Raw genomic sequence first — 11,992 nt, forward strand, 5'->3', positions numbered from 1 at the left:
GCTCAAAGACAACCCCCATCACGTTTCGGCGAGGCTCGCATATCCTGTTTGCCTGAATCAGCGCGCCATGATCGTTGTGCGTTATGAAGTATTTAGCTGCCCTTTTGCTCGCCCTCCCGACCTTTGCCTTTGCCCAGTGTGGACCCGATGCGCCCTGTAAAATAGACGGCGGCAGTTATCACATGATCGACGGCGGCGAGGGCACAGAAGGCGCCCCTGTACTGGTCTTTTTCCACGGCCACAATGCAACGGGCCAGATGATCTTTCGCGGCGGGATCAAGTCAGACTTCGCGGATGCTGGCTATGTCGTCATCGCCCCCAACGGCCAGCAAATACCGGGGCGGCAAACGCGCTTCTGGCCGGGGCGGGATGGCAGCGTGCGCGACGATATCGCCTTTACCCTCGACGTGATTGAAGATGCCAAGACCAAGGCGTCCATCGACGCCGACCGCATCTATGTCGCCGGGTTTTCCGCAGGTGGATCAATGGCTTGGCTCATGGCCTGCAAAGCTGCGGAACAGTTCGCTGGCTTCACGTCCATCTCTGGAGCCTTGCGGGAACCCAACGATACAACGAACTGCCCGACCACGCCTGTTCGGTTCCTGCAAATCCATGGATTTGCCGACAACCAGGTCCCCTTCGAAGGACGTGCCATTCGGGATTGGCATCAGGGCAGCCTGTGGGACAGTCTCGCACTGGCACGCGCCAGCAACCAATGCCGCACGCACCCAGACACAATCGACGTCGGCGACCGTTTTCGCTGTCGCGATTGGAACGCAAGCTGCTCAGACGGTGCGATAAAATTCTGCGAACATGACGGCGCCCACGGGATGCCACGCGGCTGGACCACTCTTGCCCGCGACTGGTTCGAGGGGTCTTAGGCCGTCGCCCGCATTTGACGGATCATGGAGGCCGAGTAGATCACCAGAGCCGCCCAAATCATCGGAAACGCGATCATACGCGCCTGCCCAAAGGGCTCCTTGAACACCAGCACCGCGCAGAGGAAAATCATGGTCGGCGCGATGTATTGCAGGATCGCAATGGTGGTCAGTCGCAGCCCCTTGGCACCATTTGCGTACAAGATCAGGGGGATGGCCGTAACCGCACCGCAACCCAGCAAAAGCCAGTTGGTGCCCGTATTGCCAATCAGGAATTGCCCCTGCCCTGTCGCCCCCAACCATGTGATATAGGCAAGCGCCGGAATGAGCAGGATGAGCACCTCAAGCAGGAAGCCCTGGTTTGGCCCGATCGGCAGCTGTTTCTTTGCAAGTGCATAGAAGCCCCAAGAGACGGTCAATCCCAGCGCGGCCCAAGGCACAACCCCCGCCGATATGGTCAGGACAGCCACTGCACAGGCCGCGAGACCAATAGCCACCAGTTGCGCAACCGTCAGACGCTCGCGCAGCAGCACTGCGCCAAGTGCCACGGAAAACAGCGGGTTGATGTAGTAACCGAGGGCCGCGTCCAGCGCGTGTCCGCTGGTGATGGCCCACACATAGATACCCCAGTTCACCGTAATCAGCGCGGCCGTTACGCACCCCATGGCCAGCATACGCGGGTTACGCAGCGCTACCATCAGATCGCCCGTGCGCCGCAACGCGATCAGAAGAACGGCAGCAATCGGAACGGACCAGATAATCCGATGCGCGACCACCTCGCCCGGGCCAACATGGCTCAGCATCTTCATGTAAAGCGGCAGAAACCCCCACAGGAAATAGGCGGAAATGGCAAAGCCAAGCCCTTGGGGCGTGTCACCGTTCGATTGTGTCATGGGGGTGGTCCTTTCCGGCCCACCCCTAGCACCAGATCAACGTGGCGTCACGCCTTCACGCGCTCGGATTTCGGGTCATACATCGGCTTCAACGATGCCTCTGCCCGCACGCGTGTGCCGGCCACGTCGATCTCATAGGTCGAGGCCAGAACATCCGCCACCGCCTCACCCTTGCACGGCACATAGCCAAGGCCCATGGCTCCGCCCAGATGGTGCCCATAGGCGCCCGAAGTCAGGTAGCCCACGATCTCGCCATCCCGCACAATCGGCTCGTTGTGATACAGCAGCGGCTCCGGGTCCGTGAGTTTGAACTGCAACATCCGGTTGGACAGCCCCTCGTCTTGCTTCCGCAGCACCGCGTCACGCCCGATGAAGGACGGCTTGTCTTTCTTCACGGCAAAGCCCAGACCTGCCTCCATCACGTGGTCTTCGCAGGTGATGTCGTGGCCAAAGTGGCGGAAGCCCTTTTCGATCCGGCAGGTATCCATCATGTGCATACCACACAGTTTCAGACCCATGTCCTGACCCGCGTCATAGAGCGTTTCGAACACGTGACCCGCCATGTCGGAGGACACGTAGACCTCCCAGCCCAGCTCGCCCACGTAGGTTACGCGGTGAATACGGGCGAGGCCCATGCCGATCTCAATCTGCTGTGCGGTGCCAAAGGGGTTCGTCTCGTTTGACAGGTCCGCAGGCGACACCGCGTTCAGCAACTCGCGCGACCGTGGCCCCATCACGGCCAGCACACCTTCGCCCGGGGTCACATCGGTGATCACCACGTTGAAGTCGCCCACATGGCGCTCCATCCAGGTCTGGTCCGCCAAACGCGTCGCTGCCGGTGTCACCACCAGATAGGCGGTCTCGGTCAAGCGCGTGACGGTCACATCCGCCTCGATCCCACCTCGATTATTCAGGAACTGGGTGTAGACGATCTTGCCATTCGGCACCGAATAGTTTCCGCCGCCCACGTAGTTCATGAACGCCTCAGCATCGCGCCCTTCGACACGGATCTTACCGAACGACGACATGTCATACATACCCACGTTCTGACGGATCGCCATGTGCTCTTCGCGCACGTTGTCAAAGAAGTTCTGGCGGCTCCAGCTGTACTCGTATTCCGGCGTTTGACCGGCTCGCGCGATCCAGTTGGCACGCTCCCAACCAGCGAATTCGCCCATCACCGCGCCACGCTCCATCAAGTGCCCGTGGAAAGGGGAGCGGCGAACACCACGAGCAGTCGCCTTCTGACGGAAGGGGAAGTGATCGGCGTAAAGCAGGCCCAGTGTTTCCTTGGACCGTTCGGCCAGATAGGTTTTGTTGCCCTGGAACGGCTGCATCCGGCTGATGTCCACGTCACCCAGATCAAAGGGCTTGTCGCCATCTTCCATCCACTGCGCAAGTGCCATGCCAGCACCGCCAGCCGATTGGATGCCGATGGAGTTGAAGCCGCACGCAACCCAGACGTTGTCCATCTCGGGCGCAAGACCCAGGTGATAGGCATCGTCAGGCGTGAACGATTCAGGTCCGTTAAAGAACGTGTGAATACCCGCCTCGGCCAGCATCGGCAGACGGTTCACCGCAGCCTCAAGGATCGGCTCGAAATGGTCAAAATCCTCCGGCAACTGGTCGAATTCAAAATCCTTCGGAATGCCGTCAACAGCCCACGGCTTGGCATTGGGCTCAAAGGCGCCCAGCAGAATCTTACCCGCATCTTCCTTATAATACGCGCATTCGTCCGGAATACGCAGCACGGGCAGCTGCTTCAAATCCTTGATGGACTCGGTGACAATGTAAAAGTGTTCGCAGGCCTGCAGCGGCACGTTCACGCCCGCCATGCGGCCAACCTCATGCCCCCACATGCCCGCACAGTTCACGATCATATCGCAGGCGATGTGTCCATCGCTACCATCCTCGCCCTTCCAGTCCACGCCTGTGACCTTGCGGCCCTCGCGCACGACGTTGGTGACGGCCACGCGTTCCTGCACCTTGGCCCCGTTCTGCCGCGCGCCCTTGGCCAGCGCCAGCGCGATATTGGCCGGGTCGCCCTGACCGTCCAACGGCAGATAGACACCACCGGTCACACCGTCGATATTCATGTGCTCGTAACGGGCTTTGACTTCCGATGGCGAGATTTCCTCGACGTCCACGCCAAAGGATCGGGCCATACCGGCCTGACGGCGCAGCTCTTCCAACCGCTCGTCGGTCAGGGCTGCCGTGATCGATCCCACGCGTTTGAACCCTGTCGCGACACCGGTTTCAGCCTCCAGCGTGCCGTAAAGTTCCTGCGAATAACGGGCCAGTTTGGTCATGTTGGCCGTTGCGCGCAGCTGGGCAATCAGACCGGCGGCGTGCCATGTCGTGCCCGATGTCAGCTGCTTGCGCTCAAGCAGCACCACGTCTTTCCACCCAAGCTTGGTCAGGTGATAGGCAACCGAACAGCCAATGACGCCACCACCAATGATGACAACGCGGGCGTTGGAGGGAAGATCAGGCATAGTACATCCTCAGACGATTACATGCCCGGCGGCTTTCAGGCGTCGGGCGATTTCAGCGATATGGGCGGGGCCAACCTCGCAACAGCCGCCCACGATGGTGGCGCCTGCATCGATCCACGACATCACGTGGTCAGCATAGAGGTCGGGAGTGAAGTCGCGCCGGGCCGACAGGCTGTCGACCGTGGGTTTGTCTTCAAGAAAATCGGAAGTGATCTGTTCGAACCCGTTGGCATAGGCACCGATAGGCACATCCAGACCCTTGAGCCCGGCCAGTGCAGCGGGAATGGCCTCGGGCGCGGAGCAATTGATCAGCACTGCACTGGCGCGGTCGCGGGCGATGGGTATTACATCAGCAACGTCTTCGCCCGAGCGCAGCTTGCTGCCGTCCCGATCCTCAACGGTGAGGGCCAGCCAAACGGGTTTGCCTGTGGGCACGGTCCCTGCGAGCACATCTTGCGCATGGGCAAGCGACGCTACAGTTTCGCAAATCAGCAGGTCACTGGACGGGGCCAGCAAGTTCGCCACTTCGGCAAAAAGTGGTACGGCAACATCCGGATCCGGATGCAGGTCGGGTCGGTAGCTCGCACGCAATGGACCAATGGCCCCGGCGATACGACCCGAGCCGTGGGCACGCCGTGCAGCCCGCGCCTCGAACAAGGCACTTTGATGAAGGGCGGTAAACGCGCCCTCCACCGGAGTATCTGTCAGACGGTCGTGATGAATGGCGTAGCTGTTGGTGGTCGCTATCGTGGCGCCTGCGGCAAAAAAATCCGCGTGCACCTGCGTGACCAAGCCCGGATGATCCAGCATGATCTGTGTCGACCAAAGCGGCGTTGGCTTGTCCCCGGCGCGATGCACCAGTTCCTGCCCCATCCCACCATCCAACAGTGTGATCTCAGCCATCAGTCAGCTCCGAAAGAAATCCAAAAACGATCACGCCCGCAGCCGTTCGTTTTCAGGGTCCCACAGCGGCTGGTCCGCCTGCACGACCGCCTTGTAGCGTTTGCCGTACATTTCGACCTCCAGCTCGGTGCCCGGAGAGGCAAGATCGTTGCGCACCACGCCCAGGGCAATAGATGCATTGATCCGATAGCCCCACGCGCCGGATGTGGTTTCGCCGACAACCTCGTCGCCGTTCCAGACGGTGGACATGTAGGGCGCGTCCTGATCACCGGCCTCAACCAACATGGTGACAAAGCGCTTCTTTGACCCTTGCTGTTTCTCGGCTTGAAGCGCGGCCTTGCCAGGGAAATCCTGCGGCTTGTCGAGACGCACAAAGCGCTCCAAGCCACCTTCGAACATGGTGTAGTCGGTCGACAGATCGCCTTTCCACGTTCGGTAGCTTTTTCCAAACGCATGGAGTTCAGCGCGTACATGCCAAACGGTGTGGCACCCGCGTCACGGATCGCCTCATAGACCTTGGCTGCCTGATCGGTTGGTGCGTGCACTTCCCAGCCCAGCTCACCTACAAAGGACACGCGGGCCATGGCAACAGGCACGCCAGCCACCGTGGCGGATTGGTGCGTCAACCAGCCCAAGGACAGGTCCGCGTCCGAGATATCGGCAAACAGGTCCCGCGATTTGGGCCCGGTGACCAACATGGTGGTGACCTCTTTGGACAGGTCCGTCAGCTCAACACCTTCGGGCGCACGGCTGGCAAGCAGTTCAAAATCGTGCCACTGCGCAACAGCAGCGGTCATGATAGTGAAGTGATCCTCACCATGCCGGATCACCGATACTTCGGTCAGGATACGGCCACGGCTGTCGGCAAAGTAGGACAGGTTCATCCGGCCCGCTTTGGGCAGTGCGCCGGTGATCTGTGTGCGCAAGAACTCTGCCGCACCCGCACCCTTAAGGGCGTAACGCGAGAAGCCACACATATCGATGACACCTACGCCATCGCGCACGGCTTCGACTTCTTCCTTGATCCGGGCTTCCCATGGGCCTTTGCGGTCCCAGGTCTGCGTCGCCTCTTCGGACGTGTCGTCGCCATCCTTGGCAAACCAGTTTGCGCGCTCCCAACCATTGTAGGCGCCCATCTGGCCGCCATCAGCCACAAGACGGTGGTGGTTCGGCGACAGTTTCTTGTTCCGCCCGGCAGGCCATTCGTGATGCGGGAAGTGCATCGCGTATTCGTGACCGTATGTTTCCAGCGCTTTCGACAGGCAATAGTCGTGATCGGCGTGGTCGGTGTAGCGACGCGGGTCAACCGCCCACATGTCCCACTCGGTCTCGCCATGCATGATCCACTCGGCCAGCGTCTTGCCTGCACCACCACCTTGGGCGATGCCGAATGTAAAGGAATGCGCCTCAAACGCGTTCTTCACTCCGGGCATTGGGCCAATCATTGGCAGCCCGTCAGGGGCGTATGGAATCGGGCCGTTGATGTTGCGGCCAACGCCAGCAGTGCCCAGTGCAGGCACACGTTCCATCGCGTCCTCGATGTAGAATTCAAGACGTTCCAGATCGTCGGGATAAAGCTGGAAGCTGAAGTCCTCTGGCATCGGATCGTCAGGCGTCACCCAATGCGCCTTACAGTTCCGCTCGTAAGGCCCAAGGTTCAAACCGTTCTTGTCCTGACGCAGGTAATAGCTGATGTCCACGTCGCGGATCATCGGCATCTTGTGACCTTTTTCCTTGGTCCACTCGGCCAGTTCGGGGATCTCTTCCGTCAGGAAGTACTGGTGCGACATGACCACCATGGGCACGGTGCGTCCGCCAAATGGCTTGAACATCTCACCGACGCGCTGCGCGTAGTAGCCGGCACAGTTGGCGACGTATTCAGCGCGAATTTCGCCCTTCTCGGTCTTCACAATCCATTCGTCGCCATCACGGTCGATGCCGATGACAGGGCAGAACCGTTCGATACGACCGCCCGCATCACGCGCACCCTTGGCCAGCGCCTGGGTCAACTGGGCAGGATCAATGTCACCATCCAGCGGATCCCAAAGACCACCGGCCAGATCATGAGTCTCCATGAACGGGTTGAACTCTTTCAACTCGTCAGGAGTGCACATCTGCATCTCAAGGCCCTGGTAGCGGCCCATGCCCGCAACGCGCTCAAATTCCTGCATCCGCTCTTTCGAGTGGGCGAGGCGGATCGCGCCTGTGACGTGGTAATTCATCGGGTAATCGACGTCGTCAGCCAGGGTCCGATACATCTCCAGCCCGTAGCGCTGCATGTTCATCACGGCCCAGGAGGACGAGAAGTTCGGGCAGTTGCCCGCCGCGTGCCAAGTAGACCCCGCAGTCAACTCGTTCTTCTCAAGCAGAACACAATCGGTCCAACCCGCCTTGGCAAGATGGTACAGGGTCGAGGTGCCGACGACACCACCCCCTATGATGACCACGCGGGCCGTTGTTGGAAAGTCTGCCATTTGAATAGCTCCCTATTGGTCGTGTTGCGGACGTCCATCCGCAATGTCGTAATAGTCGCCCTTGTCGGCGACAAAGATGTGTTTTTCCGTGGTGATCCCGGTCGGCCCGTCCAATGTCCCCGACATGACAGACACGGCACCGCCATCGTCCTCATGTCGCCAGAACAGGGACGAACCGCAGTGGCTGCAAAAGCCACGTTGGGCCTTGGGCGAAGAATGGTACCAGACCAATGTGGCATCGCGCGTGATCTCAAGCTGGACAGGCGCCACTTGCGTTGCGGAGACATAGTGTCCGCTCGTCTTCCGGCACTGGAGGCAATGACAAGCAACAGAGTTGCGCAGCTCTCCCGAAAGGCTATAGGCGACACCGCCACACAAGCAGCTTCCAGTCATCATGTTAGGACCTCCCCGGTGTTGCTGACGCGCCCAAAAGCAACCCATAGACAACGAAACATGTCGCCATGACACGCCGGAACCAGACGTTGAACACCGCGCCGATGGCGGCCCGTCCGATACCTGCACCCAATGCGGTGAAGCCCGAATAGCTGAGCGCGGTGATCGTCAAAGCCGTTGGAATGATCTGCCACATCTGATCCCAGACAGGCACGTCTGGCTGCACAAACTGCGAAAAGGCAGCAAGATAGCCAGCCACGCTCTTGGGGTTGATTGTCGCAATTGCGAAAGCGCGGACATAAACGGATTTGCCCGATTGCACGGCCAGCTTGGGTGGCGTTCGTGCCGCAAGCCAACCACGAACGCCGAGATAAATCAGGAATCCTGCTCCGATCAGCTTCGCCACGAAAAACGCAGTTGGAGACGCGGCGATGAGCGCGGTAATGCCCGCCGCTGACAAGATGAGAAACAGCAGCGCCTGCGTCAGGATCGCAAGAATGCCGGGGACCGACCGACGAAAACCCAGGGTCATGCCGTTGTTGATGCAATTGACAGCGTTTGGGCCGGGCGTGGTGACAAACACCACCCAAAACATCGCGAATATGGCCCAGGCTTCGAACGACATCAGTACACCGGCGGCGCAATGACCCAGATCGCGACCGCAGGCGCGTCATAGGGATTCTTCCAGCGAAAAGGCTCGCCCCGGATGCGAAAACTGTCACCCGGTGCGATGGCATAGGTCTGGCCGGCAATTTCAAGATCCAGACGGCCCGAGATCAGATACCCCACCTCTTGCGTCGGGCGGGTGACGGCTTGGGCAATCTCGCTGTGCGGCTCAAAGGTCGAATGCACCATCTCGAAATCATCTGTCAGGTCGGGTGACAGCAACTCTTCGACCAATCCTGCCGTACGTGATCCGATGGGCCGCCGTGCACCGCTGCGGACGACATAACCCTCTTCGTTGGCAGGGGCCGCGCCCCGGCGAAACAGGGTCGATACGGCAATGTCCAACTCGGTCGCGATGTGGCGCAAATCGGTGATCGACGGCTCAGACAGATCACGCTCCACTTGGCTGACCCACCCCACGGATCGACCCAATGCGTCCGCCAAATCCTGCAATGTCAGCCCACGCGCCTTGCGCAAGGCACGCAGGTCCGCGCCAAGGCTGTGGGCAATGGTTGGGTCTGATTGCAGCATGAGCCGTGAAATTCCCTTTCAGAATTTCACGTAAGGGAAGTCAAAATGAAAAATCAAGATAGATTTTCACGTGCGGGCAAAAACATTCCCAAGAATCACGGCCAAGGCATCGGCATCGCCCTGTGTGAAGGCATCCGATTGATCACTGTCGATGTCGAAAACGGCGATCAGGTCTCCAGTGGCCGCCTTGACCGGCAGCACAAGCTCGGAGCGGGTGGAACTGGCACAGGCTATGTGGCCCGGGAAGGCATCCACATCCGCTACCAGTTGCACCTCGCCTGTCCGCGCCGCCGCACCGCATACGCCGCGTGAGAAGGGAATTTGCAGACAGCCATGCCCACCTTGATAGGGGCCGATCTTCAACATCTCCGGGCCGGTCACACGATAGAACCCGGTCCAGTCGAACCGATCGTCACTGTGATGCACTTCGCACGCAACCGTCGCCATCAAAGCGATCGGATCGTCCTCGCTTTCGGTCAGGCTTTGGATCGTTTTGGCAAGCAGGCTGTAATCTGGCACTGGCACCTCCCCTTGGTCGGGCAGGACTGGGGCGCTGCCCCAGACCCCGTGGTATTTTCAGTCAAAAGAAACTCAGACGCGTTCTATGGCGATGGCCGTTCCTTCGCCACCGCCGATGCAGATGGCCGCAACGCCACGTTTGAGGTTCCGTTTTTCCAGCGCATTCAAAAGCGTCACGATGATGCGGGCGCCAGATGCACCAATCGGATGACCCAGCGCGCACGCGCCGCCGTTTACATTCACAACCTCGTGGTCGAGCCCCATTTCACGCATGAACGCAAGCGGCACCACCGCAAAGGCCTCGTTCACCTCCCATAGGTCTACGTCGTCCTTTTTCCAACCGATGCGGTCCAGCAGCTTTTGCGCAGCAGGCACGGGCGCCGTGGTGAACAAACCCGGCGCCTGGGCGTGGCTTGCATGACCGAGGACACGAGCCCGCACGCTCATGTTTTGCGCCTCAGCGATCTCTTCGGACGCCAGAACAAGCGCAGCGGCCCCGTCCGAGATGGAGGACGAGTTGGCCGCTGTCACGGTACCGCCATCCCGAAAGGCCGGTTTCAGGTGCGGGATTTTGTCAGGCCTTGCACTGCCCGGTTGTTCGTCCGCGTCCACCGTCACCGAGCCCTTGCGGGTTGAGATTTCAACCGGTGTCACTTCACCCGAAAAAGATCCGGTCTCGATTGCGGACTGCGCTCGGCTCAGGGAAGCGAGGGCGTAATGATCCTGCACCTCGCGGGTGAATTGGTAAGTCTCAGCGCAGTCCTCGGCGAATGTGCCCATCAAGCGGCCCTTGTCATAGGCATCTTCGAGACCATCCAGAAACATGTGATCAATCACCTCCCCATGGCCCAAGCGTGCGCCGCCTCGCATCTTGGGCAGCATGTATGGCGCGTTTGTCATGCTCTCCATCCCACCAGCCACCATGGTGTCAGCATGACCCAGCGCGATCTGGTCAAACGCCATCATCGCCGCCTTCATCCCGGACCCGCACATCTTGTTCAGCGTCGTGGCGGGAACATCTTCAGCCAGGCCTGCGGCGAAACCCGCCTGGCGCGCCGGGGCCTGGCCTTGACCGGCAGGCAACACGCAGCCCATCAACACCTCGTCCACGGTCGACACACCAGCACCGTCCATCGCAGCCTTGATCGCGATACCTCCGAGGGCCGGTGCAGACATGTCTGACAATGCGCCCTGAAACCCGCCCATGGGGGTACGCGATGCTCCGGCGATCACAACTGGTTTCATGCTTTGGGACTCCTGTCAGAAGGTAGCAACTGAATAGTAAGGTTTGCGACCTAGACAGACAATGTAACCAGAGAATTGCAAGAGGGCGCGCATGGATCTTCGCAGCAGATCAGAAGACAGCCTACAAGTGGTGTCTGTACATGGCAGCCGAGATCGACGCGGCAGTGGCCATCGAGTTCAAGGAAGCGATGCGCAGTGCCACCGATAGCGGCGACGACACCGTCGTTTTGGACCTGAGCGAGGTGCAGTTCATCGATTCGAGTGGCCTGGGCGCAATCGTCGCCGCGATGAAACAGATGGGTCAATCACGCAAATTGGCCCTCGCTGGCCTGACGCCGACCGTGGAAAAAGTGTTTCGCCTGACACGGATGGACAGTGTTTTCCCGGTTTTCCCCACACTTGACGGGGCGATTGCCGAGCTGAAGACCTAACTTTGTCGACCCAGATGGAAGTCCGTTCGATGACCCGCACAACATTCTTGCCTGCATTTCATATTTCGGTGGTGAGTGGTCAGATGGCCGTCAGAACGGCGCTCGGCCAACTGCTTGATGGTCTGAAACCCCTGTCGCTTGATGTGGAAGAGGCAGGAACGGTTGAGCTGGTTATGGCAGAGGCGCTCAACAATATTGTCGAACACGCCTATCCCGAAGACGAAGGGAGTGGGCCGATTGATATCACATGCGCCCATGCATCGGACGGGCTACATTTGACAGTCGTGGATTCGGGGCGGGCAATGCCAGATGGCCAGACCCCCGTAGGTGGTGCCGCAGATATTGATGTTGACTTCTGTGACATGCCGGAAGGCGGGTTCGGATGGTTCCTGATCAAGGATCTGGCCAAGGACGTCACCTATCAGCGACAGGATACAGAAAACCAGCTGCAGCTTCGACTTGCTGTTGCACTGGCATAGGCCGTCGGTCGCGCGCCCTGCGCGATGATTCCGCAAAACAGCCTCCCGCCGACCATAATCCTGCCCGAATCCACCGGCATACCAG

General features: G+C 59.8%; 10 protein-coding genes and 2 pseudogenes. 3 read left to right on the forward strand and 9 right to left on the reverse strand.

Annotated elements, in window-relative coordinates:
* Positions 1-83: 83 nt before the first annotated feature.
* Positions 84-881 carry a CE1 family esterase gene (locus ACZ1HN_RS02720; protein WP_472726399.1) on the forward strand — a complete coding sequence of 266 codons (798 nt, stop codon included), beginning with the start codon at positions 84-86 and terminating at the stop codon, positions 879-881.
* On the opposite strand, the gene rarD is transcribed toward ACZ1HN_RS02720, so the two are convergent.
* From rarD to ACZ1HN_RS02765, 9 genes and pseudogenes are all read right to left on the reverse strand, one after another.
* Positions 878-1,771 carry an EamA family transporter RarD gene (gene rarD, locus ACZ1HN_RS02725; protein ID WP_472726400.1) on the reverse strand — a complete coding sequence of 298 codons (894 nt, stop codon included), beginning with the start codon at positions 1,769-1,771 and terminating at the stop codon, positions 878-880. The genes ACZ1HN_RS02720 and rarD overlap by 4 nt on opposite strands.
* A 47-nt stretch (positions 1,772-1,818) precedes the next feature.
* The gene (locus ACZ1HN_RS02730; RefSeq protein ID WP_472726401.1) at positions 1,819-4,266 is read right to left on the reverse strand and encodes a GcvT family protein; all 2,448 of its coding nucleotides are present in this window, start codon (positions 4,264-4,266) and stop codon (positions 1,819-1,821) included.
* Between the two features lie 9 nt (positions 4,267-4,275).
* Positions 4,276-5,169 (reverse strand): homocysteine S-methyltransferase family protein, encoded by an 894-nt coding sequence (locus tag ACZ1HN_RS02735; protein ID WP_472726402.1) that lies wholly within the window; start codon positions 5,167-5,169, stop codon positions 4,276-4,278.
* Between the two features lie 30 nt (positions 5,170-5,199).
* Positions 5,200-7,643 (reverse strand): annotated as a pseudogene (locus ACZ1HN_RS02740) (GcvT family protein).
* A 12-nt stretch (positions 7,644-7,655) separates the two neighbouring features.
* On the reverse strand, positions 7,656-8,039 hold the full coding sequence (locus ACZ1HN_RS02745; protein ID WP_299701030.1) for a GFA family protein: 384 nt from the start codon (positions 8,037-8,039) through the stop codon (positions 7,656-7,658).
* 1 nt (position 8,040) lies between these two features.
* A complete protein-coding gene (locus ACZ1HN_RS02750; protein ID WP_299600396.1) occupies positions 8,041-8,661 on the reverse strand; it encodes a LysE family translocator in 621 nt (206 codons plus the stop codon).
* On the reverse strand, positions 8,661-9,233 hold the full coding sequence (locus ACZ1HN_RS02755) for a helix-turn-helix domain-containing protein (protein ID WP_299202763.1): 573 nt from the start codon (positions 9,231-9,233) through the stop codon (positions 8,661-8,663). The genes ACZ1HN_RS02750 and ACZ1HN_RS02755 overlap by 1 nt, the downstream gene beginning before the upstream one ends.
* 66 nt (positions 9,234-9,299) lie before the next feature.
* Complete coding sequence (locus ACZ1HN_RS02760) at positions 9,300-9,752, reverse strand: GAF domain-containing protein (RefSeq protein WP_472726403.1); 453 nt, start codon at positions 9,750-9,752, stop codon at positions 9,300-9,302.
* A 72-nt stretch (positions 9,753-9,824) separates the two neighbouring features.
* Complete coding sequence (locus tag ACZ1HN_RS02765; RefSeq protein WP_472726404.1) at positions 9,825-10,997, reverse strand: thiolase family protein; 1,173 nt, start codon at positions 10,995-10,997, stop codon at positions 9,825-9,827.
* A gap of 91 nt (positions 10,998-11,088) precedes the next feature.
* Here ACZ1HN_RS02765 and ACZ1HN_RS02770 point away from each other — a divergent pair.
* Positions 11,089-11,428, forward strand: a pseudogene (locus tag ACZ1HN_RS02770) (STAS domain-containing protein).
* Positions 11,429-11,457: 29 nt separating this feature from the next.
* On the forward strand, positions 11,458-11,907 hold the full coding sequence (locus ACZ1HN_RS02775; RefSeq protein WP_299746206.1) for an ATP-binding protein: 450 nt from the start codon (positions 11,458-11,460) through the stop codon (positions 11,905-11,907).
* Positions 11,908-11,992: the final 85 nt, after the last annotated feature.

The organism is Tateyamaria sp. GN1-10 (genome assembly GCF_055693845.1).